Source organism: Agrobacterium sp. ST15.13.015, assembly GCF_027871645.1.
GTDB lineage: Bacteria > Pseudomonadota > Alphaproteobacteria > Rhizobiales > Rhizobiaceae > Agrobacterium > Agrobacterium leguminum.
Window position 1 is genome coordinate 41,849 of record NZ_JAQAHF010000006.1, and the last position, 25,276, is coordinate 67,124.

The window sequence follows — 25,276 nt, forward strand, 5'->3', positions numbered from 1 at the left end:
GTGGGCGGTAACCGCAAGCCCAAGGGTGGATTGATCGACCATGACGAAAACCGCGACCTCCAAAGGCACAGCAGAAACTCGCCCGGCGAAAAGAGACCCGGAGGGTGTGCGGCGCGATATTCTGTCCGTGGCTATGGAGGAATTTTCGCAAAACGGTCTGTCGGGAGCGCGGATCGACGAGATCGCCGCGCGCACGCGCACGTCCAAGCGCATGATCTATTATTACTTCACCGACAAGGAGAGCCTTTATCAGCATGTGCTCGAAGAGGCATATGCCAAGGTACGCGGTGGGGAAAGCGATCTGGGCCTGGATGATCTGGAGCCTGTGGCGGGACTCGAGAAGCTCTGTCGGTTCACTTTCGATCACCACCGGCGTAACCCGGCCTTCATCCGAATGGTGATGATCGAGAATATTCACCACGGGCGGCACATGCAGTCTTCCGGGACGATACGCGAGTTGAACCGCACCGCCATCGAGGCGCTGGAGAGCGTGCTGGTGCGCGGCCAGCAGAGCGGCATCTTTCGGCAGGGCATCGACGCCTTGGAATTGCACTGGCAGATCAGCGCCCTGTCGTTTTTCAACGTCTCTAATGTCGCGACGTTCTCGTTTATCTTTGGCGACAGCCTGTTTACCGATGAAGGCCAGGAGACCTTGTCGCAGCACGCCAGCGACATGGTGCTGCGTTATGTGCTGGCGCCCGCCCATCTCACGAAGATCGTGAAAGACGCTTGATAAGGTGGCTGAGAGCCACCTCGTATCCTTCGATACCCAACCCAGCGATCACGCCCTCTGCACGGGGCGAAATGTAGGAGTGGTGCCGGAAGGCCTCGCGCTTGTGAATGTTCGAGATGTGCACCTCGATGACGGGAGCCTCGAAGGTATTCAGGGCATCGAGGATCGCTACAGACGTGTGTGTGAAAGCACCGGGATTGATGACGATGCCCGCGGACTTGCCGCGGGCTTCATGGATCCAGTCGATGATCTCATATTCCCGGTTGCTCTGGGCAAAAAACAGCGTGTGGCCGGCAGCGTCGGCGATGGCGCGGCAGTTTGCTTCGACGTCGGCAAGCGTTTCATAGCCATAGATTTCCGGCTGACGCTGGCCAAGCAGGTTGAGATTGGGACCGTTGAGGACCGTAAAGAGGCTCATGCTACGCCCTCCGCCATGCATAGTTCGGTGAAATGCGCCGTCATGCGCTCGGCGTCCGGCTCGCGGCCGCAAAACAGCCGGAAGGCTCCAACGGCCTGGAACACGGTCATGCCGCCGCCTGGCAAGGTGCGGCAACCCTTCTGGGCCGCGGTGGCCAAAAGCTCTGTCACAAGCGGCATGTAGACAATGTCGGCCACCCAGTGTCGCTGTTCGATCAGATCGGCGGCAACAGGCATGCCGGGATGGGCGGGCATGCCCATCGGGGTGGCGTGGATCAGGCCATCTGCATAGGGCAGGGACGCAGCCGGGTCCTTCACCGCAAAGGCGCGGTCCTCACCAAAACGGCCGTTGAGGTCCTGCGCCAGGCGTTCTGCCCTTGCCATATCCCGATCAAAAACATCGAGACGGGCAATGTCGAGCTTCAACGCCGCGTGTGCGACGGCAACCCCGGCGCCACCCGCGCCGACCAGCAGTGCCCGATCGCGTTTTGCATCCGGCAGGCCACGGACAAAGCTTTCGTGAAAGCCGTACCAGTCCGTATTATGGCCGATCCGTCGCCCATCGCGAAAAACCACCGTATTGACCGCGCCCAGCATCCGGGCGTCGTCCGACAGTTCATGCAGATGCGGGATGACCGCCTGCTTGAACGGATGGGTAATGTTGGTGCCGGCAAACCCGCGTGCTTCGAGCTCGGAAAGAAGCTCCGGAAGCGCCGTTTCCGGCAGCTTGCGGGCGGTGACATCCACCAGCTCGTAGGAATAATCGAGGCCGTGCGCCGCCCCTTCGCGCATGTGCAGCGCGGGCGATTTTGAAAGCTGTATATCGGCGCCAATCAGGCCGACCTTGAAGGATGTTTTCTCTGTCATGATCACGTGTCGCTCATCGGACGGTGTGGGAGAGGCGGGATTATCCCCGCCTGTCTTAAGAGCGCGCGAACCTCAGTGGTGGGCGAGAATTTCGCCGAGGAACGTGCGCGTGCGCTGGTGCTTGGGATCGCGGAAGAATTCCTCCGGCGGGCCTTCCTCGATGATCTCGCCGTCCGACATGAAGATCACCCGGTCGGCCACCTGTCGTGCAAAGCCCATTTCATGGGTCACGCAGATCATCGTCATGCCGTCGCGGGCAAGGCCGATCATGGTGTCGAGCACTTCCTTGACCATTTCCGGGTCGAGCGCCGAGGTCGGCTCATCGAACAGCATGGCCTTCGGCTCCATGCACAGCGCCCGGGCGATGGCAGCGCGCTGCTGCTGGCCGCCGGAAAGCTGGGCCGGGTACTTGTCTGCCTGGTTGAGAATGCGCACGCGCTCCAGATATTTGCGCGCCGTCGCTTCCGCATCGGCTTTCGACAGGCCCTTCACCCGCATGGGCGCCAGCGTGCAGTTTTCCATGATGGTCTTGTGCGGGAAGAGATTGAAGCTCTGGAACACCATGCCCACTTCGCGGCGAACCGCATCGATGGCGCGGCTGGAATCCGACAGCGTCGTTCCCTCGACCGTGATCTTGCCCTCCTGGATTTCCTCCAGATGGTTGATGCAGCGGATAAGCGTTGATTTTCCCGAACCGGACGGCCCGCAAAGAACGATTTTTTCGCCTTTGCGAACCGTCATGTTGACGTTTTTAAGCGCGTGGAAGGCTCCATACCACTTTCCCACCCCTTCAAGGGCGATCAGCGGAGCCTGAGCGGCGGATTGCGGCATGGAACGTTCCTTCATGCTAAGCAGGAGTTTCAGTTGACGATGCAGGGGGACGTCGTCTTCAAATGTTCTGGCACTTGCACTCGCAGGCGTCAGGATTGGCAGCAAGCTGCCAATCCTGACGCCAAGCGCAGTGCGCATGCTGTCTCTTGTCTGAAGATTCCCATCGGTTTCCCGATATTTCGATCTTGCACCGCGGGTGAAGGGTCACTTCACGGTGAACGGGATATCAGGCAGGCTTTCCGGGAATGCGGGCACTTCGCGCTTCATCCACTTGTCGTAGATCTTGGCGAGCTGGCCATCCGACTTGATCTTGTCGAGGAAGGCGTTGATGGTTTCATTCCAGTCCTTTTCACCCGGGCGGGTGCCGGCGCCATTGTAAAGCGTCGTCAGGTCGAACTTCGATTCGTATTTTCCATCAGCAGCCTTGTTCAGGCGGTCACCGTAGAACTGGTTGCCGCCGACGACTTCAACCTGGCCGGAAACGAGCGCCTGGATGTTGGCGGCGTCGTCGTCAAAACGCAGAATGTTGGCCTTGGAGCCGGCCCCGGCGGTGATAGCAGTGTCCATGGCGCTCGACTTCGGAACGCCGACGGCAACGCCGGTCAGATCGTCGTAACCAGCAATCTTCTTGTCCTTGGGACCATAGACGGAGAGCACGTTACCGGCATAGGGCTTGGAATACTGGATGGTCTTGGCGCGCTCTGCAGTCATGCCCATGGTTGCGAAAAGGACATCGACCTTGCCGGTCAGCAGTGCCGGAATACGGTTGGCGACAGCGAGCGGTACGAACTCAACCTTCACGCCAAGATAGTCGGCGAAAGCCTTGCCGATATCGGCATCGAGACCGTCCTGAACGCCGCTGGAATTGACGAAGCCCCACGGCGAGTTGTCGCCCTGAATGCCGATGACGACCTTGCCCTTGGCCTTGGCCTCTTCCACGGTGCCGGCAAAAGCATCGACCGGCGCCACGAAGGGCAGGGCAACCGTCGCCGCAGCGAGTGCGAGCATCGCACGACGTGAGAATTTCATGCTGGTGGTTTTCATCTTTTGCTCCTCCTTACAAAGCTGATGAGATCTTCATGGACTTAGCGGGTTGCGGTCTGCAGCCGCTTTTCAACGCTGGCGCCCCACAGGGAAAGCGGCCAGCAGATCAGGAAATAAATGACGCCGACGAGGGCGAAGACGGTGAGCGGGCGGAACGTCTGGTTGGAGACGATCTGGCCGGCGCGCGACAGCTCGACGAAGCCGACAATGGCCGCAAGCGAGGTGCCCTTGATGAGCTGCACGAGGAAACCGATGGTGGCCGGCAGCGAAATCTTGAAGGCCTGCGGCAAAACCACGTCCTTCATGCGCGAGATGTAATGCAGGCCGAGCGCATTGGCGGCTTCCGTCTGGCCCTTCGGCACCGCCTGGATGCCGCCGCGCCAGATTTCGCCGAGGAAGGCGCTGGCATGCAGCGTAAAAGCGATGGCGACCGCAATCCAGGCATCGACATTGAGGCCAGCAAGCGCCACGCCGTAATAGACCACGAAAAGCTGCATCAGGAGCGGCGTACCCTGAAAGACGGCGATGTAACCGGTGCTGGCGCGCTGGATCGCCGGGCTATCCGCGACGCGGGCAAGCGCCACGCAAAGGCCGAAGACGCCGCCGCCAATAAAGCCGATGATGGTCAGCGCAAGCGTCCATTTCAGGCCTTGCAGCAGGAAGAAGAGTTCGTTGGGACCGATGGATGCCATTGTCTTTTCCTCACTTGACCGGATAGCTGAAGGATGCGCGGGAGATGAGCGAGAAAATGCCCATCATCAGCGAGGAAATGACCAGATAAAGCAGCGTGATCGAGAAATAGACCTCGAAGGACCGGAATGTATCCGCCTCGATCTTCTGCGCCACCGAGGTCAGCTCGTAAGCGGCGATCGAGGTGCAGACCGAGGTGGTCAGCGTCAGCATGATGAACTGGCTGGTGAGCGAGGGATAGACCGCCCGCAGCGCCGGCTTCAGGATGATGTGCCGGAAGATCTGCGCACGGTGAAGGCCGAGCGCAAGCCCCGCCTCCACCTGGCCCTTGGGAATGGAATCGACCCCGCCGCGAATGATTTCAATCGCATAGGCGCCGCCGTTCAGAGCCAATGCAATGATGGCCGTTACCGTCGGGTTGAGCTTGATGCCGATCTGCGGCAGGGCGAAGAAGATGAAGAATATCTGCACCAGAAACGGCGTGTTGCGGATTGTTTCCACAAAACCGATGACGAGGCCGCGCAGCAGCTTGAACCGCGAGCGGCGGGCGACGACGCCCAAAACGCCGATGACGGTGGCGAGCGACATGCCGGCAATCGCAAGGCCGATCGTCGCCAGACAGGCTAAAAGCAGCTCGGGAAGGCGGTCTATGACCGCCGAAAAATCGAGACTGTAAGACATTCTTCCTCCCAACCCGTTCGGGTCCGGACAGGCGTTTCGCCTTGTCCGCATTGCTTTGGAAACCTTGCGGCGCCAAAGCCCTCCATTTGTCGTTCACTGTCGCCGCAGGCTTCAAAACCCTTGTCGGCGGCAGGCTGTTAATCTTAATGTTTGTACCAGTTAGTTCATTTTTGTGTCAAGCGGCATGTCCGGTTAAAAAGCAGCTTTCATGCTGTTTTTTCATTTTCAGGATTTCTGAATAAAGTCTTTTTTATCAATGACTAATGCGGAAAAGCGCAATCACTTCCCGCGCGTCGTCGCATCGTCTCCGGCTGCTGTTCGGCAGCGCCCGAAAACCCAGTTTGCACACGAAATCGACCGGCCTTGCGGCTAGTTTTCGCCCGTGCCCAGCCTGTCTATCTGCTCGGCCAATCGCCCGGCGATCAGCAGCGAGGCGCCGGTTGCCGTCACCATTTGCGGCAGCGACAGCCATTCCAGCATCCAGCCCGCGCCAGATCGTTCCTGTTCGTGCACGAGCGACTGGTGCAGGGCGGATATCTGCACCGCATTGAAGCGTGCGAGCGTCACCAGCGTTTCGGCATTGACCGGGTTCTGTTTGTGCGGCATGGCCGAGGATCCGCCGCCGCCGGAGAGGCGGATTTCCGCACCGAGTTCGGCCATCAGCGCAATATCCTGCCCGAACTTGCCGAGCGCGCCGGTGATCAGCGAGAGCAGATTGGCGAATTCGGCGATGCCGTCGCGCTGGCTTTGCCATTGCGGCCTATCGGCAAGGCCGAGCCGTTTTGCGAGATCGGCACGCACCGCTGCGGCATTGTCGCCAAGCTTTTCCAGCGTACCGGCCGCGCCGCCGAATTGCAGGGCGAAGCCGCTCTGAGTAAAACTTTCGAGCCGCAGCAGGTGGCGTTCCAGCGGCGCAGTCCAGCTCGCCGCCCGGTCGGCGACGGTGATGCCGATGGCGGCCTGCATGCGGGTATAGCCCGTCAGTGGGTTGTGGCCGTCGCGGGAGGCAAGGTCTCCCAGCGTATCGATTAGGCGGCCGAGCCGGGCGGAGATGATTTCCGTCGCAGCCTTCAGCCGCAACATCAGGCTGGTATCGATGACATCTTGGCTGGTGGCGCCGAAATGCACCCTTTCCGCCGCCTGGCCGGCGACCGCCGCGCGCATCTGCCGGATGAGTTCGGGAACCACGACGCCGTCCTTCGCGACGCCATGGCGAAGCGCGGTCATATCGGCGGCAAAGTCCGAAAGCCGCGAAACGATTGCTTCTGCCGCATCCTCGGGGATGATGCCGGCCTGCGCTTCCGCCTGCGCCAGCCCCGTCTCGAAACGGACCATGGCGTCGATATCCGCTCTTGCCGAAAACAGCTCGACGATCTCGCTGTCGCCGAAGAGGCCTGACAAAAACGGATGCTCGAAGGGGGAAAGGCTCATCTTCCGTCTCGCTTTCTTTTGCGCGATATGCGTCAGATATCGAAAAACACGGTTTCGCCTTCGCCCTGAAGGCGGATATCGAAACGATAGACGTTGCCTTCCTCTTTTTTGGCGACAAGCGTGGCGATGCGGCTTTTCTGCTCGATGCGGGCAAGAACCGGATCGGCGGCATTGGCCTCCTGTTCTTCGGGAAAATACATGCGGGTTTGCAGGCCGATATTGATGCCGCGTGCGACGATCCAGAAGGTGATGTGCGGCGCCATCGGCCGGCCATCGCGGAACGGCACCTTGCCGGGCTTGATGGTTTCGAAGACGAACTCACCCGTATCCATGTCGCCGGGCGAGCGGCCCCAGCCGATGAAATTCGGATCGGCCTTGCCCCGCGTTTCGCTGGGGCTGTTGTAATAACCGTCGGTATCGGCCTGCCAGATTTCGATCAGCGCATCCTTCAGCGCCATGCCCGCACCGTCATAGACCGTGCCGCGCACGCTGATGCGTTCGCCGCGGGCCTTGTCGTTATAAAGCGGACCGGAGCCGAGATCCTTCTCGAACACGCCCTCGATGCCGACGAAATTCGGCGTGCACCCGATATGCACGTAAGGGCCGGCCGTCTGCGAGGCGGTTTCCTTGAGATAGTTGAGCGGCTGAACCATGGTCAGTTGCCCTCCATGCGGTTTTCGAAAAGGGTCGAGCGGCGCCCGCGCAGAACGATATCGAACTTGTAAGCCAGCATGTCCATCGGCAGCGTCGCATTCATGTCCAGCGGCGCGATCAGCCTTCTGATCGCATCCTCATCCGGAATGGTCTTGACGATCGGACATTTCCAGATGAGCGGGTCGCCTTCGAAATACATCTGGGTGATGAGCCGCTGGGCGAACCCGTGGCCGAAGACCGAGAAGTGAATATGGGCCGGCCGCCAGTCATTGACGCCGTTCGGCCAGGGATATGCGCCCGGCTGGATGGTCTTGAACCAATAATAGCCGTTCTCATCCGTGATGGTGCGGCCGACGCCGCCGAAATTCGGATCGATGGCGGCGAGGTAGCTTTCCTTCTTGTGGCGGTAGCGTCCGCCGGCATTGGCCTGCCAGAATTCCACCAGCGCGCCATCCACGCCGCGGCCACGCTCGTCCAGCACCCGGCCGTGCACCAGAATGCGCGGCCCGACCGGCATTTCGCCGGGGCGGGCATAGTTGAGGATGAGGTCGTTATCCAGCGGGTTCAGCATGCCATGGCCGAAGACCGGGCCGGTGATCTCGCTCCTAGTGCCTTCCAGCGAAATCAGCGCGCGTTGCGGCGAACGCAGGATCGAGGTTTTGTAGCCGGGCGCATAGGCGAGCGGATGGATGTCGCGGTTGCGTGCGAAGAACGGTCCGGTTTCCGGCGGCTGGTTGCTCATTTCGTCTCCTCCTCGCTGGAACTATCGGCTTTCATGCTGGCCAGGGCAAGCTTGGCGATTTTGAAAGCGTGGTTGGCGGCGGGCACGCCGGCATAGATCGCCACATGCAGCAGCGCCTCGCGAATATCCGCCTCGGTGGCGCCGGTATTGGCAGTGGCGCGCACATGCATGGCCAGCTCTTCGTCCTGCCCGAGTGCGGCGAGCAGGGCGATGGTGACCATCGAGCGCTCGCGCTTCGTCCAGTGGTTGCCAGACCACACCGTTCCCCAGGCGGCTTCGGTGATGAGCTGCTGGAAAGGTTGGTCGAAACCGGACGTCATGGTCTGCGCCCGGTCGACATGGGCGTCGCCGAGCACGGAGCGGCGGGTTTTCATGCCCTGTTCGAAACGTTCGTTCTTGTCGATATGGTCCGCCATCGGTCAATGCTCCGGCAAGGTCTTGAGAAAAATGCACGCCGCCTGCGCGTAGGTGAGCGGCTGTTCAAGGCAGGGAATATGGCCGCAGCCGGCAATGGTGACAAAGCGGCTTGCGGGAATGAGACCGGCCAGCGATTGCACCAGTTCCGGCGGTGTTGAGCCATCCTGATCGCCCGCGACACAAAGCGTCGGCACGGCGATGCGCCCGGCCTCTTCGGTAAAATCCGCATCGCGGATGGCGGCGCAGGTGCCGCTGTAACCGGCTTCCGGCTGTTGCGAAAGCATGTTGCGCGCGCCGGAATAGGCGGCATTGTCAGGCTGACGGAAGGCGGGTGTGAACCAGCGCTCCATGACGGGATCGACCAGCGAGACGAGGCCGTCCGCGGCGATCTTGTCGATGCGGGCGTTCCACATCTCGGCCGCGCCGATCCTGTGGGCGGTGTTGCTGAGCAGGAGTGCGCGCACCAGATCGGGACGGCGGGCATAAAGCCCCTGCGCAATCAGGCCGCCCACCGACAGGCCCCAGATGATCGCGCTCTTCACGCCAAGATGATCGAGGAGTGCGATCAGATCGCCGGCATGATCGTCGATGGAATAGGGGGTGTGTCCGATATCGGAAAGCCCGTGGCCGCGCTTGTCGTGCAGCACATAGGCATAATCATCTCCGAGCGCTTCGATCACCGCATCCCAGATGCGGAAATCGGTGCCGAGCGAATTGATGAAGGCGATGACCGGCTTGCCTGTGTCCAATCCCTTGATGCGGTAATGGATCACGGTCTCGCCACAGCGCAGAAAATGCATGATGTGCTCCTCCTGCCGGGGATATTGCAAGCGGGTTCCGGTTAAGTAAAATGACATTATCGATGAAAATCATAACCTGTGGATTATATGAGCGATGGTCGATCAGCGTATCAAGTTCCGCCACCTGCAGACTTTCGTGGAGGTGGCGCGGCAGAAAAGCGTCATCCGCGCTGCGGAAATCCTGCATGTCAGCCAGCCGGCGGTGACGAAGACGATCCGTGAGCTGGAAGATATTCTCGGCGTCTCGCTGTTCGACCGGGAGGGGCGCGGCATCCGCATCAGCCGTTATGGCGAGGTGTTCCTGCGCCACGCCGGCGCGACGATGACGGCGCTCAGGCAGGCGGTCGATTCGGTATCGCAGGAGGCGGCGCGCGCCGGTCCGCCGGTGCGGGTCGGCGCTCTGCCCACGGTGTCTGTTCGCATCATGCCGAAGGCGATGGCCGGTTTTCTGGCGGAAAAGACCGGCAGCCCGGTGAAGATCGTCACAGGCGAAAACGCCGTGCTGCTGGAACAATTGCGGGTCGGCGATCTCGATCTTGTTGTTGGCCGTCTGGCTGCACCGCAGAAAATGGCGGGTTTTTCCTTTGAGCATCTCTATTCGGAAAAGGTCCGCTTCGTGGTGCGCGCCGGCCACCCGCTGTTGTCGCCCGGCCTTTCGGTGTTCGATCACCTGCATGAATATCCCGTGCTGATGCCGACACGCCAATCGGTCATCGGCCCTGTCGTCGAGCAGTTTTTGATCGCCAACGGCGTGCCGGCCCTGCCGATCCGCATCGAAACCGTGTCCGACGCCTTCGGCCGCGCCTTCCTGCGCACCAGCGATGCGATCTGGATCATCTCGGAAGGCGTGGTGGCGGCGGATGTGGCGGATGGTGTTCTGGCTATCCTGCCCGTCGAGACCGGCGATACCAGCGGCCCGGTGGGGCTGACGGTGAGGGCCGATACGCAGCCCTCGCTGCCGCTGTCGCTGCTGATGCAGGCTATTCGCGAGGCGGCGGGCGAGTTGCTGGATGGGAGGCCGGAGGCCGGTTATTGAGATGAGAGTGAGAGCCGGAAAAGTCTGAGAACCTCTCCTCCGTCATTCCGGCCTTGAGCCGGAATCCAGCCACCGCGCGTCTGCGCCGTGAAAAGAGTCTTTTGCGATCAATGACTTGATCGCGCTGGACCCCGGATCAGGTCCGGGGTGACGGGTGTGAAAACGGTAGAGATAAAAGCCGCGTGTCTGGGGCAGCCCCTAATAGGGAAGCCCCACATAATTCTCTGCAAGCGCGGTGGAAGCGGCGCGCGATTGCACGAGGTAGTCCAGTTCCGCTTCCTGAATGCGCTGGCCGAAATCTCCTGTGTCAGGGAAGCGATGCATCATCGTCGTCATCCACCAGGAGAAACGCACGGCCTTCCAGACCCGGGAAAGCGCCTTCTGCGAATAGCCGTCGATGCCGGCCTCGGAACGGTCGCGATAAAATTCGATCAGCGCCTCGCTCAGATAATGCACATCGCTGGCGGCGAGGTTGAGACCCTTCGCGCCCGTCGGCGGCACGATGTGGGCGGCGTCTCCGGCCAGAAACAGCCTTCCGAACCGCATCGGTTCACAGACGAAGGACCGGAGCGGCGCGATGGATTTTTCAAAGGACGGGCCGGTGACCATGGCATCCGCATGGTTTTCCGGCAGGCGGCGGCGGATTTCGTCCCAGAAACGCTCGTCGCTCCAGTCCTCCGGCCGGTCCTCCAGCGAACACTGAATGTAATAACGGCTGCGGGTGTGCGAGCGCATGGAACAGAGCGCAAAACCGCGCGGGTGGTTGGCATAGATGAGTTCATGGTTGACGGGCGGCACATCGGCCAGAATGCCGAGCCAGCCGAAAGGATAGACCTTCTCGAATTCCTTGATGGCGCCCTGCGGCACGGATTTGCGGCTCACCCCGTGGAAGCCGTCGCAGCCGGCGATGAAATCGCAATCGATCCGGTGGCTTACGCCGTCTTTCTGATAGGTGACATAGGGGCTGGCACCATCGAAATCATGCGGCTCGACATTGCCGGCGTCGTAGATGGTCACAAGGTTTGCCGCTTCGCGGACATCCATCAGGTCATGGGTCACTTCGGTCTGGCCGTAAACCATCACATGGCTGCCGCCGGTCAGGTCGAAGAGATCGATACGGTGGTCGCGACCGTCGAAGGTCAGCGAAAATCCGTCATGCGGCAGGCCTTCCCGGTGCAGGCGCTTGTCCGCGCCCACCTTTTCCATGAGCTGCACCGTGCCTTCCTCCAGCACGCCGGCGCGGACACGGCCGAGAATGTAGTCCTTGCTGACCCGGTCGAGAATGACGGTCTCGACGCCTTCTCTGGCCAGAAGCTGGCCAAGCAGAAGCCCTGAAGGGCCGGAGCCGATGATGACGACCTGGGTGCGCATTGTTTCCTCCCGAACTTGTCTCCTATCAAGAAATTGACCAAGGGATGCGGCAAGCTCAATGGACTTTCTGATCGGCAAATTGCACAATCCGACCATTGTGCGGAGGAGCGAAGGAACATGCGGCTTGCTGCGAGTGAGGGTTTGTATGGCGAAGAAGCGGTGCAAGGCACTGATTTCCGGTTTCATTGCGAGACGCTTTTTTCGAGAAGCAGCCTGCACCGCTTTGAAATCGGCCTGCACCGTCACGCTGCGTTTCAGCAAATCTTGTACATTTGGGGCGGCGAGGGCGATGCGCTGCTGGATGGCCGCATCGAGGCGATCCGCCCGCCGGTCGCCATTGTCGTGCCGCCGGGGTTTGAGCACGGATTTCGGTTTTCGCGCGATATTGGCGGGGTGATCGTTACCGTGCTGCCGGGCGCCCTGCCGGCCTCGGTGCAAGCGCTGCTGCTGCGGAATTTCCAGCGGCCTGTCCTGTTGCCGTTGCGGGATTTTACCGATGGCGAACGTCTGCGCAGCGGGTTCGAACAGATTTCCGCCGAATATGAAACACGCGAGACGGGCCGGGATGCCATCATCGAAGGTCAACTGGCCATCGTGACGGCGCTTCTGGCGCGGGCGGCGCGGCCGCTCATGGAAGGCACCGGCGAAGGTTTAGCGGAGCAGCGTTTCGAACTTTTGCTGTCACTGATTGCACGCCATATTCGCGAGCCGCAAAAGGCGGAGTTTTATGCGAAGAAGCTCGGTCTTTCCGAGACGCATCTCAACCGTCTGGTCCGCTCCGTTTCCGGCCTCAGCCTGCAGCGGCTGATCGCCAAACGTCAGATCGAGATCGCCCAGCAGGAGCTGATCTTTACCGTTTCCAGCGTGCAGATGATTGCGGAGGGGCTGGGTTTTGCCGATCCGGCCTATTTCAACCGGTTCTTCAAGCACGAGACCGGCATGACCCCGCGCGCCTGGCGGCTGGCGGAGCAGCGGAAAATGGGGGATTCCGGGGCGCGGCAGGTGCCGCTTCAGACGAGCATTCTTGCCAGTTCCCGCTGAACGGCAAGAAGCGCGGGCAGGTATCGCTCCACGAGGTCTTCCATCGAGGCGACCGAGGCGGCAAGCCCGACATTGAGGGCGGCCACCGTCTGCCCGCGCATGGTTTTCAGCGGCACTGCAATGGAGCGAAGGCCGATCTCCACCTCCTGATCGATCAGCGCATAACCGCGATGGCCGGTGGCCTCGATTTCGGCGAGCAGAGCGTCCATGCTGGTAATGGTCTTTTCCGTACGGCCGACCAGCCTCGAGGCTTCGAGAATGTCGCGCTGCCGCTCGGCAGTCTGCGCCGAAAGAAGAACCCGGCCCATGGAGGTGCAATAGGCGGGCAGGCGCGAACCCGGCATCAGCGCAATCGACATCACCCGCTGCTGCGCGGCGCGGGCCACATAAACGATCTCGGTCTCATCCAGAATGGAAACGGAGGTGCTCTGTCCGATCTCTTCGGAAAGGCGGTCGAGCAGCGGCTGCACGATGCGCGGCAGCGGCATGGTGGCAAGACAGCCGGTGCCGAGGCGCAGCACCTTCGGCGTCACGGTAAAGAACTTGCCGTCATAAGCGGCATAACCGAGTTCCGAAAGCGTCAGCAGGCAGCGCCGCGTCGTGGCGCGGTCCAGCCCGGCAATCTCGGCGGCATCGGAAATCGACAGTCGCGGCCGCTCGGCGCTGAAGGCCTCGATCACCCGCAATCCCTTGGCGAGACCGCCCATCATGTCTCTTTCGCTGACGGCCATGTTGAGGCTCCATTTGTGCGATATACGAACAAAAATCATATAACGCACAAAATCCTTGCCGTCGAGGCGGTTTCGGATTTACCTCGTGCTCAGGCAGCCTTGCGGGTTCCATCCGTCCGGCTGGATGGAGGTTTTAATGGACAAGACAATCAAGAGCGCGGAAGAGGCGCTTTCCGGCATCGGTGACGGTGCGACGATCATGATCGGCGGTTTCGGCGGCTCCGGCGCGCCCATCGAACTGATCCATGCGCTGATCGACAGGGGCCCGAAGAACCTGACGGTCATCAACAACAATGCCGGCAACGGCCGCATCGGCATCGCCGCGATGATCGACGCCGGCATGGTCAAAAAGATGATCTGCTCCTTCCCGCGCTCTTCCGATCCGCGCGCTTTCACCGACCGGTATCTGGCCGGCGAAATCGAGCTGGAACTGGTGCCGCAGGGCACGCTTGCCGAGCGCATCCGCGCCGGCGGTGCCGGCATTCCGGCCTTCTACACCCCCACCGGCTTCGGCACGGAACTGGCTGAAGGCAAGGTCATCGCGGAATTCGACGGCCGGTCCTACGTGCAGGAACGCTGGCTGAAAGCCGATTTCGCCATCGTCAAGGCCGAGCTTGGCGATACCTATGGCAACCTCACCTACAACAAGGCGGGCCGCAATTTTAACCCGCTGATGTGCATGGCCGCAAAGACCACCATCGCGCAGGTCTCGAAGATCGTGGCCGCCGGGGAGATCGATCCGGAGCATGTCGTCACGCCCGGCATTTTCGTGAACGGCGTCGTGGAAATCCCCGATCCCCAACAGGAAGAAGTTCTCATTCGCGCGGGAGTAGCCTACGCATGACCCAGACCATCGACACCCGCGAAGACATCAAGCTTTCCAACGCCCAGATCGCATGGCGCGCGGCGCAGGACATCGAAGACGGCGCTTACGTCAACCTCGGCATCGGCTTTCCGGAAATGGTGGCGCGCTACCAGCCGCCCGGCCGTCAGGCGATCTTCCATACCGAAAACGGTATCCTGAATTTTGGCGAAGCGCCGCCGGAAGGCGAAGAGGACTGGAACCTTATCAATGCCGGCAAGAAGGCCGTGACGCTGAAGCCGGGTGCGGCCTTCTTCCACCATGCCGACAGCTTCGCCATGGTGCGCGGCGGGCATCTGGATGTGGCGATCCTCGGAGCCTATCAGGTGGCGCAGAATGGCGATCTCGCCAATTGGCGCGTTGGCTCCAAGGGCGTGCCGGCCGTCGGCGGCGCCATGGATCTTGTGCATGGCGCCAAGCAGGTCTTCGTCATCACCGAACATGTGACCAAGAACGGCGAACCGAAGCTCGTTGAAAAATGCGCTTTTCCGCTGACCGGCGTTGGCTGCATCACCCGCATTTATACCAGCCATGCTGTCATTGACGTGGTGGATGGCCGTTTCGTGCTGCGTGAAAAACTGCCGGCGATGACCTTCGATGAATTGCAGGCCATGACCGGCGCGCCTTTGGCGGTCGATGGCGAGGTTGCCGATCTCGTCGCCCCGGAACTTTGAGGAAAAACCGATGACCGACGCATTCATCTGCGACTATATCCGCACGCCCATCGGCCGCTTCGGCGGCGCGCTTTCTTCGGTGCGGGCCGACGATCTCGGCGCGGTGCCGCTCAAGGCGCTTGTCGAGCGCAACCCTTCCGTCGACTGGGAAGCCGTCGAGGATGTGATCTTCGGTTGCGCCAACCAGGCGGGTGAGGATAACCGCAACGTCGCACGCATGTCGCTGCTGCTCGCCGGCCTGCCGGTTTCGGTGACCGGAACGACGATCAACCGGCTGTGCGGTTCGGGCATGGATGCCCTCATCGCAGCCGCCCGCGCCGTGAAATCGGGCGAGGCGGAATTGATGATCGCCGGCGGCGTGGAAAGCATGAGCCGAGCGCCCTTCGTTCTGCCGAAGGCGGAGAGCGCCTTTTCGCGCAATGCCGAAATCTACGACACCACCATCGGCTGGCGTTTCGTCAACCCGCTGATGAAGGCGCAATATGGCGTCGATTCCATGCCGGAAACCGGTGATAACGTCGCCATTGACTATCAGGTCTCCCGTGAGGATCAGGACGCCTTCGCCGTTCGCAGCCAGCAGAAGGCGGCTGACGCGCAGGCCAATGGTCGTCTTGACAGGGAAATCGTGTCCGTGACCATCCCGCAGCGCAAGGGCGATCCGCTGGTGGTATCGAAGGATGAACACCCGCGCGCCACGAGCCTTGAAGCGCTGGCGAAGCTGAAGCCGGTCAACAGGCGCGAGGGCGCGACGGTGACGGCGGGCAATGCGTCCGGCGTCAATGACGGCGCGGCCGCACTCATCGTCGCATCGGCGGAAGCTGCGAAAAAATACGGGCTGACGCCGATTGCCCGCATTCTCGGCGGTGCCGCCGCCGGTGTGCCGCCGCGCGTCATGGGCATCGGTCCGGCCCCAGCATCCGCGAAGCTGCTGGCCCGGCTCGGGCTGAAGCAGGAGCAGCTCGACGTAATCGAGCTGAATGAGGCTTTCGCCAGCCAGGGCCTTGCGACGCTGAGGCAGCTCGGCATTGCGGATGACGATGCGCGGGTGAATGCCAATGGCGGCGCCATCGCGCTCGGCCATCCGCTCGGCATGTCCGGCGCGCGCATTGCCGGCACGGCGGCGCTCGAACTTTCGCTGACCGGCAAGCGTCTTGCCCTCGCCACCATGTGCATCGGCGTCGGGCAGGGTATAGCCGTGGCGCTGGAACGGGTCTGATTGTCTGGCGGCATTCGGCATCGCCAAAACGTTGCGAATGCCGCCGTAAAACGGTACGAATGCCCGCTGCCGCAGCTTCCTTACGTGTGACAGTGGCCATTCAGGTTACTCGGCAGGTGATTTTTCGCTCTGACACATCCCAGCCCCCTCATTCCTGTGCTTGTCACAGGAATCTAGCCGGCGCGCGTCTGCGCGGCGCAGAGGGTCTTTTCAGCCCAAGGACTTGGGCTGGCTGGATCTCTGTGACAAGCACAGAGATGAGGGAGGCAACGGCATTTTAAAATGCCGATCTCGCAAATGGCGCGCCTGCCTGATATTCACCTCCATAGCCTTCCCTAACGAAATCCTCCTGCACATGTTGGATTCCATCATAATCCGTGACATGTTTTGCGAGATATGACAGGAATCTTTCCGTCTACGGGGTGCCCGCATGAAACGTCCGACCATCACAGATGTTGCGACAGCCGCCGGTGTCAGCGTCGCCACCGTCGACCGGGTGCTGAACGGTCGCCTGCCGGTGCGGGAGGAAACCTCCCGGCGGGTGTTCGAGGCGGCGGAGAAGATCGGTTTCCATGCCACCAACATCATTCGCCAGCGCATGCTGGCCGATCTGCCCTCCTATAGTCTCGGCATCATCCTGCGCAAGGAACGGCACGCCTTCTACCAGACCTTCGCCGACGAGCTGGAGCTTGCGGCGCGCAACGTCCGGGATCGCCATCTCAATCTGCGCATCGAATTTGCCCAGTCGGGCGAGCCGAGCGAGCTTGCGGCCCTTCTGGCGGGCATGAAGGGCCGCGTGCAGGCCGTGGCGGCCACGGGGCCGGACCATCACGATGTCACCGCCGCCGTCGAGGCCCTGAAGGCGAAGGGCATTCCGACATTTTCGCTGCTTTCGGATTTCGCGCAGGGGGTGCGGGAAGCTTATCTCGGCGCCAACAACATGAAAGTCGGGCGCACGGCGGCCTGGATGATCTCTCGGTTGGCGCGCAGCAGGGGCAAGGTGCTTTTGCTGCTCGGCGGCCACCGTTTTCACGGTCACTCGCTGCGCGAAACCGGCTTTCGCAGCTATATGCGGGAATATGCGCCGGAATTCGAGGTGATGGATGCGCTGATCACGCTGGAAACCCGGCGGCTGACCTATGAGCTGGTGATGGACACCATCGCCAAGCACAAGGATCTGGTCGGCATCTATTGCATCGGCGGCGGCATGGAAGGCGTCATCGAGGCCCTGCAGCAGGAAAACCGGCAGGAGGCCATCGTCTGTCTTGTGAATGAACTGACGCCCGAATCCCGTCAGGCGCTGCTGGAAAAGCGTATCAGCGGCATATTCCAGACGCCGCTCCGTGAATTATGCACGGACCTCATCGCCACCATGGTTCACAGCATCGAACATGGCATGGCGGAAACGCCGGGACAGCGGTTTGTACCCGCCCATCTGTGGGTTCCTGAAAGCCTTTGATGGTTTGATAGATTCTATCATAAATTCGGCGTCTCTTTCTATCAGCCTTGATGGTTTCGGTTGCCGCTGACCCGTTGACGCCGGGCCGGGACTGGGAAATCTTGCCTGCGTGTGGAGCGGGCAGGAGGCTGATCCACGATAATAACGATGTTTCTGATTGCTTCAGGCTGCGGACTTGTCTTCGCGGCGACGGGTACTTTTTGCCGGCAAACGGTGGCGGCGCGATGGGCGCTGGACCGTGCAGCCGGTTCTTTTCAAGGGTTTTGGAGGAGAACGACATGAAAAGACATTTCGCGATTGCAGCGCTCGCCACCATGCTGGCGACGACCGCCTCGGCGGAAACCATCGGCGTTTCGATGGCCCTGTTCGACGATAATTTCCTGACCGTGCTGCGCAACGGCATGATCGATTATTCCAAGGGCATGAGCGGCGTTTCGCTGCAGATCGAGGATGCGCAGAACGATGTCGGCAAGCAGTTGAGCCAGGTGCAGAACTTCGTCGCCGCCGGCGTCGACGCCATCATCGTCAACCCGGTGGATACGGATGCGACCGTGGCGCTTTCGCAGGCTGCCGCTGCCGCCGGCATTCCGCTCGTTTATGTCAACCGCCAGCCGGTCAACCTCGACAGCCTGCCGGAAAAACAGGCCTTCGTTGCCTCCGATGAAAAGCAGTCCGGCACCCTGCAGACGCAGGAAGTCTGCCGCCTGCTGAAGGCCGCCGGCAAGGCGGAAGCGAAGGCGGTGGTGATGATGGGCGAGCTTTCCAACCAGGCGGCCCGCATGCGCACGCAGGATATCAAGGATGTGGTGGCGACGCCCGATTGCAGCTTCATCAAGCTTGTCGAGGAGCAATCCGCCAACTGGTCGCGCACGCAAGGCTCGGACCTGATGACCAACTGGCTTTCGGCCGGGGTCCAGTTCGATGCGGTGATTTCCAACAATGACGAAATGGCCATCGGCGCCATCCAGTCGCTGAAGGCGGCAGGCCGGTCGATGGACAGCGTCATCATCGCCGGCATCGACGCCACGCAGGACGCGCTTGCCGCCATGGCGGCGGGTGAGCTGGATGTGAGCGTTTTCCAGAATGCCGCAGGGCAAGGCAAGGGCGCGGTTGATACGGCGCTGAAACTGGCAAAGGGGGATGCGGTGGACAAGAAGGTTTTCGTACCCTTCGAACTGGTCACACCCGCAAACCTCAAGGACTATCAGGCCAAGAACTGAGGCCGTTCGGACCTGAGAACAACGTGACAGACCGAAGACGCTGGAGGCGGGGGGAGGATATTCCGGCTTCAGCGATATCAGTGCGATTGAACCAGCGGAGGTTTTCCGCGGGAGGAAAGACTTTGAAAAACCTGTTGATGGCGACTGCGCTCTGCATTTTCGCAACGCCTGCCCTTGCCGAGACCCGTGTTGCGGTCTCCATGACTTCGTTCGACAATCCGTTCCTGACGATTTTGCTGAACGGCATCAGGGCTGAGGCCGGGCGTGACAAGAACATCGAGCTTCTGGTGGAGGACGCCCAGCTCGATCCTTCGAAACAGCTCAATCAGGTGCAGAATTTCATCGCCAATGGTGTCGATGCGATCATCGTCAATGCCGTGGATGGCGATGCCACCTCGGCGATCACCAAGGCCGCATCCGCCGCAAAAATCCCGCTCGTTTATGTCAATCATCCGCCGGCAGAACTGGAAACCGGCCTGCCTGACGGCACGGCCTTCGTCGGTTCCAACGAACTCGATTCCGGCACGATGGAGGCGGAAGCCGCCTGCAAGCTGATGGGCGGCAAGGGCAAGGCCGTGATCCTGATGGGACCTTTGGAAAACCATGCGGCGCTGGTGCGCACCAAGGATGTGGAAACGGTGTTTGCCCGGCCGGACTGCAAGATCGAAATCCTCGAAAAGCAGACGGCGAATTGGAGCCGCACGCAGGCGCAGGATCTCGTTTCCTCCTGGCTGACGGCGGGCATCCAGTTCGATGCCGTCATCGCCAATAATGATGAAATGGCGATCGGCGCCGCGCAGGCGCTGAAGGCGGCGGGCGTTTCCATGAAGGATGTGGTCATCGCCGGCATCGACGCCACGCCGGACGGCCTTGCCGCCATGCAGGCCGGCGACCTCGATATCACCGTCTACCAGAATGCGACGAAGCAAGGCGAGGTCTCGGTTCAGACGGCGGTGAAGGCCGCTGCCGGGCAAGGCACCGAGAAGACGCTTTGGGTGCCCTTTGAACTCGTGACCCCGGAAAACATGTCCGCCTACGCCAAATAAGCGGGGGCTTCGACCCGGTCCATCTATCACTCCACTGGAAACAGCCATGAAACATACGCTCGATCCCCACATGTTCCGACACCTTTCGCTGGCCGAGACCTGCCGCAAGGTTGCCGAACTCGGTTATGATTACGTCGAACTTTCACCCCGTCCGGATTTCCTCTCCTGGTGGACCCGGCCGAAGGTCTATCCCGAACGCGTCGCCGAATTCAAAAAGGCGCTGAAGGACCATGGTGTCGGCCTTGCGACGCTGCAGCCCATGTATCGCTGGGCAAGCCCCTATCCGGACGAATGGGAGGTCGCGATCGACAACTGGAAACGCGCCATCGAGATTGCCGTTGAGATGGAATGCCCGATGTTCGTTTCGGAATTCGGCCGCGGCGGTTCGCCGGATCGCAGCCTTAACGACCGTTCCGGCCTGCATCGGCCGGAAACCTGCGAAGCGCAGTTCTTCCGCGCCATGGATATTCTGGTGCCGATCCTTGAACGGGAAGGTCTGGTGCTGTCGCTGGAGGCCCATCCAGAAGACTGGATCGAGGAGATCGCGCCGGCCATCGACATCATCAAGACCATCAATTCCAAGGCGGTAAAGGCCTCCTTCATCGCGCCGCACACGTTCTTTTACGGGCCAGACATGGTGGCTAACCTGCGTGCCACCGAGGGCCATCTGGTGCATGTGCGCCTTGCCGATACCTATGACCACAACAAGTCGTCGCAGCTGCGCTACATCGTTAATCCCCCCGGTTCCAAGGTCAGGGTGCACCAGCACACCGATTTCGGCCAGGGCGAGATCGACTGGGAAACCTTCTTTGCGACGCTCGCCGACATGAAATTCGACGGCGTGCTCTCGAACTGCGTGTTTGCCTGGGAAGATCGTGTCGATGAAAGCGCGCGGTTCATGCTCAGCGAAACCCGGCGATACGTCGCCAAATACTGGAAATGAGGTTTTTCAAATGACTGTCAGAATTGGTGTCGTCGGCACCGGCGCAATCGGGCGTGATCACGCTCGCCGTATCAACAAGGTTCTGGGCGGCGCGAAGATCGTTGCGCTGAGCGACGTCAACCGCGCCTCGGCCGAGGCGGTCAAAAACGACATCGCCCCGGATGCCGTCGTTTTCGCCACCGGTGAAGAGCTGATCGCATCGCCGGATGTGGATGCCGTGCTCGTCACCTCATGGGGCGCAACCCATGAGCAATATGTGCTGGCGGCAATCGCCGCCGGCAAGCCGTGCTTTTGCGAAAAACCGCTGGCAACAACGGCGGAAGGCGCAAGACGCATCGTCGACGCCGAGGTGGCGCATGGCAGGCGGCTGGTTCAGGTGGGCTTCATGCGCCGATATGACGCCGGTTACGTGGCGCTGAAACAGGCCGTCGATAGCAGGATCGGCGCGCCGATCATGGTGCACGCCGCCCACCGCAATCCCGCGGTTCCGGAGCAATATGTCACGCCCATGGCGATCCATGACACGATGATCCATGAGATCGACGTGCTGCGCTGGCTGCTCGACGATGACTATGTTTCGGCGCGGGTTCTCTTTCCCCGTTCGGCGGCCAGAAGCCATGCGCGGCTGAAGGACCCGCAGATCGTCATTCTGGAAACGGCGAAGGGCACGATCATCGACGTCGAAATCTTCGTCAATTGCCATTATGGCTACGATATCCAGTGCCAGGTGGTGGGCGAGGACGGCATTGCCAGCCTGCCGGAGCCGATGTCGGTGCAGACCCGCCTTGGCGCCAAGCTGCAGAACGATATCCTGACCGACTGGAAAGACCGCTTCATCGCCAGCTACGATGTGGAATTGCAGGACTTCATCCATGCGGCGGCGAAGGGCACGGCATCGGGACCCAACGCATGGGACGGCTACGTGGCCGCCGTCACCTCCGACGCCTGCGTGGCCGCGCAGGAAACGGACGGGGCAGCAGTTGAAATCAAGCTTCCTGCCCGTCCCGCCCTTTATCAGTGAGGTCTTTCATGCGTTTTGCCATCAACCACATTACCGCGCCGAAGCTTTCCCTCGAGGCGTTCTTTGCGACGGCCCGCGAACTCGGCCTGACAGAAGTCGAAATCCGCAACGACCTGCCTGATATCGTCGGCACGGTGGATCCGGCCGAGGTAAAGGCGGCGGCCGAAAAGGCCGGTGTGACGATTATCTCGATCAATGCGCTTTATCCCTTCAACGTCTGGTCGGGCGACCTGCCTGCGCGGGCCGTCGCCATGGCCGATTATGCGGCGGCAAGCGGTGCGAAAGCGCTGGTCATGTGCCCGCTCAACGACGGTACGCCGGTGTCCTTTGACGATCTCGTCACGGCGCTGAAGGCCATGAAGCCGATCCTTAAGGAACGCGGCCTGATCGGCTTCGTCGAGCCGCTCGGTTTCCCGGTCTCTTCGATGCGCACCAAGGCCGAAGCGATCAGGGCCATCGATGCGGCCGGTGGCGGCGATGTCTACAGGCTGGTGCACGACACCTTCCACCACCATCTTGCGGGCGAGACGGAGTTCTTCCCCGAACGCACCGGCCTCGTGCATATTTCCGGCGTGATCGATCCTGCCGTCTCCGTAGCCGACATGCTCGACGCCCACCGCGTTCTGGTGGATGGCGGCGACCGGCTGGAGAATATCGCCCAGATCAGGACACTCGAGGCGGCCGGTTACAAGGGACCTTACAGCTTCGAACCCTTCGCGACGGAAGTGCACGAGCTGAAGGATCCGGCCGCTGCCGTAAAGAGCAGCATCGACCATATCTCCCAGGCGCTCTGACCGCCTCGCCGCCCGCGGTTCGCTGCGGGCGGCGTTTCTTGCGAGGGATTAAAAACCCAGAGAAATCAATTCCGCATTTACGGATGATGCTGTAGTCTTCGAGCGACGAGAGAGCAGCAAACAGGCACGGGTATTCTTCAGATCGACTGCGCGAGGCAGGCTTTCTGCCCGCACCGTCCGAAGTAGAGTGGTTGAATTTCCCCTTTATGAAAATAGACAGGAAAACGACGCTTAAGGACGTGGCGCGGGAGGCGAATGTTTCGCTGAGCACGGCTTCGCACGCCATCAACGGCACGGCGCCCTTGACCACGCAGGTTCGTGAGCGGGTGCTGGAGGCGGCCCGCACGCTCGGTTATCTCGAAAACCGGCGGCAGAAGGCGACGATCGCTACTTTGCGTGTCGTGCTTCTGGCCATGACCAATGATGCCGCACCGCAGAGCGATCTCAACATGGTCAGCTGGACCATGCTGAACGGCTTCCGGCGTGAATGCGAGCGGCGCGGCATTCGCATCGTTCCCTATGTCAGCACAACGAGCAGGCTTGACCCGGTTGCGGTGGCGGCGGCGGCGGATGCCGACAATGTCGATGGTATCGTGATCCTGAACGATGACAGGCCGCAACTGGTCGAGGCGCTGTCTGCGCTTGCGCGGCCGGTGGTGCTGATCAATGGCGAGGACCCGGCCATGATCGTCGATACGGTGACCGCCGAGAACCGTTTTGGTGCGCGGCTCGGTATCGAACATCTGCTCTCCCTCGGGCATCGCAATATTCTGCATATTACCTGGAAAGGGCGCACGACGATCCGCCGCCGATATGACGGTTATAGCGACGCGTATCTCGCGGCGGGTCTCACTGTTCCCGCCGATATGGTCATCGAGGTGGAGAGCTATGAGCCGGAATGGGGTGAGGCCGCCATCCGCCGCCTGCTGGCCGAGGAAAAACCGCTCAGAAATGCCACGGCGATCTTCTGCGCCGCCGATAATCTGGCGCTCGGTTGTCTGAAGGCCCTGACCGAGGCCGGAATCCGGGTGCCGGACGATGTTTCGGTATTGGGGTTTGACGATATCATGCCGGCGGCCTTCAGTGCCCCGCCGCTCAGCACCATCCAGTTGCCCGCCGACAGGCTGGGCGGCGCGGCGCTCGCGCTGCTGGAGCAGCGGCTTGTGGCGGCCGATCCCACCCGCCCGGCGCACCGGCTGGAACTCGGTTGTCGGCTGGTGTTAAGGGGCAGCATCGCGCCGCCGCCGAAGTAGGATCATAGGTCGTCTCTGCGGGGTGGTGGCAGAGTGCCTGTTGGGCGGCTAATTTTCTCGCCGTCATGCCGGACTTGATCCGGCATCCAGCCGACGCGCGTCTGCGCGGCGGAGAGACCCTTTCAGCCCAAGGACTTGGGCTGGCTGGATACCGGCTCAAGGCCGGTATGACGGGGTGGAGAGGTCTCGGTACCACATCATCCAACAGTCGATGCGGCTATGCTTCAAAGCGAGCATCCTCAAACCCCACGTCACTTCATGCCCGTGCCGGCAATGCCTGTCGTTATGTAGCGCTGCAGGAACAGGAAGACGACGGTGACAGGTGCCAGGCTGAGGAAGGTCATGGCGAGGATATAGTGCCATTGCACCGAGAACTCGCCCTGGAAGGCGTTCAGCCCCACCTGCAGCGTGAAGTTTTCACGGCTGCTGAGAACGATCAGCGGCCAGAGGAAGTCGTTCCAGCGCCAGAGCACCGAGAAGATGGCGAGAACCGCGAGCGCCGGGGCCGTCAGCGGCAGGATGATGCGCCAGAAGATGCGGAATTCGCTTGCCGCATCGACGCGGGCCGCCTCGATCAGCTCGTCCGGGATGGTCAGCATATATTGCCGGAGCAGGAACACGCCGGTCGGCGTCGCAACCGTCGGGATGATGACGCCCCAGAGATTGTCGACGAGGCCGACGCCGACGATGACGAGATAGGCCGGCACCATGACGACGGTGAGCGGGATCATTAGGGTGGAGATGATCAGCACGAAGATCGCCTTCTCGCCGCGGAAGCGGTACTTCGACAGCGCAAAGGCGGCCATGGCATTGACGATCAGCGTCAGGACGGTTGCGACGAAGGTGACGAAGACCGAGTTCTTGAGGAAGGTCAGGAAGCTGAAGCGGGTGAGCGGATCGGTGAAGTTCTCCGTCGCGATAGTCAGTTTCTGGACGGGTGTTATTTCCCGCGTATCGACGCTGACCGGTGGGCCGGGATTGGCGGGGTCGACCATCTGGGCTTTCAGGCCGATGCGGCGGACCATGGCCATTTCCCGCTCCATGCCGTCGATGGGGGCTTTCCAGAGGCTGAGCGGCTTGTCGTAACCCTGCACGTCCACCTGCACGGCGGCGCGCGGCAGAAGGCTCGGCGGAAACCGGGTGATTTCGGCTTCCGGTTTCAGCGATGACATGGCGGCCCAGACGACCGGGATGAGGACGGCGAGCGTGCCGCCGATGAGCCAGACCCATGACAGGATATCGGTGAGACCGATCCGGCCGGGGCGGCGGGTGCGCGTGAGGAAGGAGACGGCGTTGGACATG

27 protein-coding genes are annotated in these 25,276 nt (G+C 61.3%); 13 read left to right on the forward strand and 14 right to left on the reverse strand.

Translation table 11 applies throughout. From position 1 onward, the window contains the following. The first annotated feature begins 40 nt into the window (after positions 1-40). Positions 41-733, forward strand: coding sequence for a TetR family transcriptional regulator (locus tag PIB16_RS11115; RefSeq protein WP_065655345.1), 693 nt, complete (start codon positions 41-43; stop codon positions 731-733). Here PIB16_RS11115 and aroQ read toward each other — a convergent pair. The 11 genes from aroQ to pcaD all read right to left on the reverse strand — a co-directional run bounded on the left by aroQ (position 708) and on the right by pcaD (position 9,307). After that, positions 708-1,151 (reverse strand): type II 3-dehydroquinate dehydratase, encoded by a 444-nt coding sequence (gene aroQ / locus PIB16_RS11120; protein ID WP_065655344.1) that lies wholly within the window; start codon positions 1,149-1,151, stop codon positions 708-710. The genes PIB16_RS11115 and aroQ overlap by 26 nt on opposite strands. Beyond that, positions 1,148-2,017 (reverse strand): shikimate dehydrogenase, encoded by an 870-nt coding sequence (locus tag PIB16_RS11125; RefSeq protein ID WP_065655381.1) that lies wholly within the window; start codon positions 2,015-2,017, stop codon positions 1,148-1,150. Before PIB16_RS11125 ends, aroQ begins: the two co-directional genes overlap by 4 nt. Positions 2,018-2,089: 72 nt before the next feature. After that, complete coding sequence (locus tag PIB16_RS11130; protein WP_065655380.1) at positions 2,090-2,848, reverse strand: amino acid ABC transporter ATP-binding protein; 759 nt, start codon at positions 2,846-2,848, stop codon at positions 2,090-2,092. A gap of 204 nt (positions 2,849-3,052) precedes the next feature. Further along, a complete protein-coding gene (locus PIB16_RS11135; RefSeq protein ID WP_065655343.1) occupies positions 3,053-3,892 on the reverse strand; it encodes a transporter substrate-binding domain-containing protein in 840 nt (279 codons plus the stop codon). Between the two features lie 41 nt (positions 3,893-3,933). Further along, positions 3,934-4,584 carry an amino acid ABC transporter permease gene (locus PIB16_RS11140; protein WP_035262651.1) on the reverse strand — a complete coding sequence of 217 codons (651 nt, stop codon included), beginning with the start codon at positions 4,582-4,584 and terminating at the stop codon, positions 3,934-3,936. Positions 4,585-4,594: 10 nt separating this feature from the next. Next, positions 4,595-5,263, reverse strand: a complete 669-nt coding sequence (locus PIB16_RS11145) for an amino acid ABC transporter permease (protein WP_059758436.1) — start codon at positions 5,261-5,263, stop codon at positions 4,595-4,597. Between the two features lie 369 nt (positions 5,264-5,632). Continuing rightward, positions 5,633-6,694, reverse strand: coding sequence for a 3-carboxy-cis,cis-muconate cycloisomerase (locus PIB16_RS11150; protein WP_065655342.1), 1,062 nt, complete (start codon positions 6,692-6,694; stop codon positions 5,633-5,635). A gap of 32 nt (positions 6,695-6,726) precedes the next feature. Next, the gene (gene pcaG / locus PIB16_RS11155; protein WP_065655341.1) at positions 6,727-7,347 is read right to left on the reverse strand and encodes a protocatechuate 3,4-dioxygenase subunit alpha; all 621 of its coding nucleotides are present in this window, start codon (positions 7,345-7,347) and stop codon (positions 6,727-6,729) included. 2 nt (positions 7,348-7,349) lie between these two features. Beyond that, positions 7,350-8,090: a protocatechuate 3,4-dioxygenase subunit beta gene (gene pcaH, locus PIB16_RS11160; RefSeq protein WP_065655340.1), complete on the reverse strand. Its 741-nt coding sequence runs from the start codon at positions 8,088-8,090 to the stop codon at positions 7,350-7,352. Next, entirely contained in the window at positions 8,087-8,506 is a 420-nt protein-coding gene (gene pcaC / locus PIB16_RS11165; protein WP_065655339.1) for a 4-carboxymuconolactone decarboxylase, read from the reverse strand. The genes pcaH and pcaC overlap by 4 nt, the downstream gene beginning before the upstream one ends. A gap of 3 nt (positions 8,507-8,509) precedes the next feature. Continuing rightward, positions 8,510-9,307 (reverse strand): 3-oxoadipate enol-lactonase, encoded by a 798-nt coding sequence (gene pcaD, locus PIB16_RS11170; RefSeq protein ID WP_065655338.1) that lies wholly within the window; start codon positions 9,305-9,307, stop codon positions 8,510-8,512. A 94-nt stretch (positions 9,308-9,401) separates the two neighbouring features. On the opposite strand from pcaD, the gene pcaQ reads away from it, so the two are divergent. Continuing rightward, positions 9,402-10,343, forward strand: coding sequence for a pca operon transcription factor PcaQ (gene pcaQ / locus PIB16_RS11175; protein ID WP_065655337.1), 942 nt, complete (start codon positions 9,402-9,404; stop codon positions 10,341-10,343). Positions 10,344-10,541: 198 nt separating this feature from the next. On the opposite strand, the gene pobA is transcribed toward pcaQ, so the two are convergent. Then, complete coding sequence (gene pobA, locus PIB16_RS11180; RefSeq protein ID WP_065655336.1) at positions 10,542-11,714, reverse strand: 4-hydroxybenzoate 3-monooxygenase; 1,173 nt, start codon at positions 11,712-11,714, stop codon at positions 10,542-10,544. 117 nt (positions 11,715-11,831) lie between these two features. On the opposite strand from pobA, the gene PIB16_RS11185 reads away from it, so the two are divergent. Beyond that, the gene (locus tag PIB16_RS11185; protein WP_065655335.1) at positions 11,832-12,755 is read left to right on the forward strand and encodes a helix-turn-helix domain-containing protein; all 924 of its coding nucleotides are present in this window, start codon (positions 11,832-11,834) and stop codon (positions 12,753-12,755) included. Here the strand turns inward: PIB16_RS11185 and PIB16_RS11190 are convergent. Then, positions 12,725-13,486 (reverse strand): IclR family transcriptional regulator, encoded by a 762-nt coding sequence (locus PIB16_RS11190; protein ID WP_065655379.1) that lies wholly within the window; start codon positions 13,484-13,486, stop codon positions 12,725-12,727. The genes PIB16_RS11185 and PIB16_RS11190 overlap by 31 nt on opposite strands. A 136-nt stretch (positions 13,487-13,622) precedes the next feature. Between PIB16_RS11190 and PIB16_RS11195 the strand changes: the two genes are divergently transcribed. From PIB16_RS11195 to PIB16_RS11240, 10 genes are all read left to right on the forward strand, one after another. Then, entirely contained in the window at positions 13,623-14,330 is a 708-nt protein-coding gene (locus tag PIB16_RS11195) for a 3-oxoacid CoA-transferase subunit A (RefSeq protein ID WP_065655334.1), read from the forward strand. Further along, entirely contained in the window at positions 14,327-15,022 is a 696-nt protein-coding gene (locus PIB16_RS11200) for a CoA transferase subunit B (protein WP_059758412.1), read from the forward strand. Before PIB16_RS11195 ends, PIB16_RS11200 begins: the two co-directional genes overlap by 4 nt. Before the next feature lie 10 nt (positions 15,023-15,032). Beyond that, entirely contained in the window at positions 15,033-16,238 is a 1,206-nt protein-coding gene (gene pcaF / locus PIB16_RS11205; protein WP_065655333.1) for a 3-oxoadipyl-CoA thiolase, read from the forward strand. Positions 16,239-16,668: 430 nt separating this feature from the next. Then, positions 16,669-17,697, forward strand: a complete 1,029-nt coding sequence (locus PIB16_RS11210) for a LacI family DNA-binding transcriptional regulator (protein ID WP_065655332.1) — start codon at positions 16,669-16,671, stop codon at positions 17,695-17,697. Between the two features lie 278 nt (positions 17,698-17,975). Further along, positions 17,976-18,917, forward strand: coding sequence for a sugar ABC transporter substrate-binding protein (locus PIB16_RS11215; RefSeq protein WP_065655331.1), 942 nt, complete (start codon positions 17,976-17,978; stop codon positions 18,915-18,917). A gap of 137 nt (positions 18,918-19,054) precedes the next feature. Further along, positions 19,055-19,963, forward strand: a complete 909-nt coding sequence (locus PIB16_RS11220) for a sugar ABC transporter substrate-binding protein (RefSeq protein WP_065655330.1) — start codon at positions 19,055-19,057, stop codon at positions 19,961-19,963. A gap of 46 nt (positions 19,964-20,009) precedes the next feature. After that, the gene (locus PIB16_RS11225; protein WP_003519788.1) at positions 20,010-20,906 is read left to right on the forward strand and encodes a sugar phosphate isomerase/epimerase family protein; all 897 of its coding nucleotides are present in this window, start codon (positions 20,010-20,012) and stop codon (positions 20,904-20,906) included. A gap of 10 nt (positions 20,907-20,916) precedes the next feature. Then, positions 20,917-21,927 (forward strand): Gfo/Idh/MocA family protein, encoded by a 1,011-nt coding sequence (locus PIB16_RS11230; RefSeq protein WP_065655329.1) that lies wholly within the window; start codon positions 20,917-20,919, stop codon positions 21,925-21,927. An 8-nt stretch (positions 21,928-21,935) separates the two neighbouring features. After that, entirely contained in the window at positions 21,936-22,721 is a 786-nt protein-coding gene (locus PIB16_RS11235) for a TIM barrel protein (RefSeq protein ID WP_065655328.1), read from the forward strand. 206 nt (positions 22,722-22,927) lie between these two features. Next, a complete protein-coding gene (locus PIB16_RS11240; RefSeq protein ID WP_174000566.1) occupies positions 22,928-23,974 on the forward strand; it encodes a LacI family DNA-binding transcriptional regulator in 1,047 nt (348 codons plus the stop codon). A 251-nt stretch (positions 23,975-24,225) separates the two neighbouring features. On the opposite strand, the gene PIB16_RS11245 is transcribed toward PIB16_RS11240, so the two are convergent. Then, positions 24,226-25,275 carry a carbohydrate ABC transporter permease gene (locus PIB16_RS11245; protein ID WP_020808844.1) on the reverse strand — a complete coding sequence of 350 codons (1,050 nt, stop codon included), beginning with the start codon at positions 25,273-25,275 and terminating at the stop codon, positions 24,226-24,228. Position 25,276: the final 1 nt, after the last annotated feature.

Coding starts and splice junctions, on each gene's coding strand:
- PIB16_RS11115 (WP_065655345.1), top strand. CDS start 41: ATGACGAAAACCGCGACCTCCAAAGGCACAGCAGAAACTCGCCCGGCG.
- aroQ (WP_065655344.1), bottom strand. CDS start 1,151: ATGAGCCTCTTTACGGTCCTCAACGGTCCCAATCTCAACCTGCTTGGC.
- PIB16_RS11125 (WP_065655381.1), bottom strand. CDS start 2,017: ATGACAGAGAAAACATCCTTCAAGGTCGGCCTGATTGGCGCCGATATA.
- PIB16_RS11130 (WP_065655380.1), bottom strand. CDS start 2,848: ATGCCGCAATCCGCCGCTCAGGCTCCGCTGATCGCCCTTGAAGGGGTG.
- PIB16_RS11135 (WP_065655343.1), bottom strand. CDS start 3,892: ATGAAAACCACCAGCATGAAATTCTCACGTCGTGCGATGCTCGCACTC.
- PIB16_RS11140 (WP_035262651.1), bottom strand. CDS start 4,584: ATGGCATCCATCGGTCCCAACGAACTCTTCTTCCTGCTGCAAGGCCTG.
- PIB16_RS11145 (WP_059758436.1), bottom strand. CDS start 5,263: ATGTCTTACAGTCTCGATTTTTCGGCGGTCATAGACCGCCTTCCCGAG.
- PIB16_RS11150 (WP_065655342.1), bottom strand. CDS start 6,694: ATGAGCCTTTCCCCCTTCGAGCATCCGTTTTTGTCAGGCCTCTTCGGC.
- pcaG (WP_065655341.1), bottom strand. CDS start 7,347: ATGGTTCAGCCGCTCAACTATCTCAAGGAAACCGCCTCGCAGACGGCC.
- pcaH (WP_065655340.1), bottom strand. CDS start 8,090: ATGAGCAACCAGCCGCCGGAAACCGGACCGTTCTTCGCACGCAACCGC.
- pcaC (WP_065655339.1), bottom strand. CDS start 8,506: ATGGCGGACCATATCGACAAGAACGAACGTTTCGAACAGGGCATGAAA.
- pcaD (WP_065655338.1), bottom strand. CDS start 9,307: ATGCATTTTCTGCGCTGTGGCGAGACCGTGATCCATTACCGCATCAAG.
- pcaQ (WP_065655337.1), top strand. CDS start 9,402: ATGGTCGATCAGCGTATCAAGTTCCGCCACCTGCAGACTTTCGTGGAG.
- pobA (WP_065655336.1), bottom strand. CDS start 11,714: ATGCGCACCCAGGTCGTCATCATCGGCTCCGGCCCTTCAGGGCTTCTG.
- PIB16_RS11185 (WP_065655335.1), top strand. CDS start 11,832: ATGCGGCTTGCTGCGAGTGAGGGTTTGTATGGCGAAGAAGCGGTGCAA.
- PIB16_RS11190 (WP_065655379.1), bottom strand. CDS start 13,486: ATGGCCGTCAGCGAAAGAGACATGATGGGCGGTCTCGCCAAGGGATTG.
- PIB16_RS11195 (WP_065655334.1), top strand. CDS start 13,623: ATGGACAAGACAATCAAGAGCGCGGAAGAGGCGCTTTCCGGCATCGGT.
- PIB16_RS11200 (WP_059758412.1), top strand. CDS start 14,327: ATGACCCAGACCATCGACACCCGCGAAGACATCAAGCTTTCCAACGCC.
- pcaF (WP_065655333.1), top strand. CDS start 15,033: ATGACCGACGCATTCATCTGCGACTATATCCGCACGCCCATCGGCCGC.
- PIB16_RS11210 (WP_065655332.1), top strand. CDS start 16,669: ATGAAACGTCCGACCATCACAGATGTTGCGACAGCCGCCGGTGTCAGC.
- PIB16_RS11215 (WP_065655331.1), top strand. CDS start 17,976: ATGAAAAGACATTTCGCGATTGCAGCGCTCGCCACCATGCTGGCGACG.
- PIB16_RS11220 (WP_065655330.1), top strand. CDS start 19,055: ATGGCGACTGCGCTCTGCATTTTCGCAACGCCTGCCCTTGCCGAGACC.
- PIB16_RS11225 (WP_003519788.1), top strand. CDS start 20,010: ATGAAACATACGCTCGATCCCCACATGTTCCGACACCTTTCGCTGGCC.
- PIB16_RS11230 (WP_065655329.1), top strand. CDS start 20,917: ATGACTGTCAGAATTGGTGTCGTCGGCACCGGCGCAATCGGGCGTGAT.
- PIB16_RS11235 (WP_065655328.1), top strand. CDS start 21,936: ATGCGTTTTGCCATCAACCACATTACCGCGCCGAAGCTTTCCCTCGAG.
- PIB16_RS11240 (WP_174000566.1), top strand. CDS start 22,928: ATGAAAATAGACAGGAAAACGACGCTTAAGGACGTGGCGCGGGAGGCG.
- PIB16_RS11245 (WP_020808844.1), bottom strand. CDS start 25,275: ATGTCCAACGCCGTCTCCTTCCTCACGCGCACCCGCCGCCCCGGCCGG.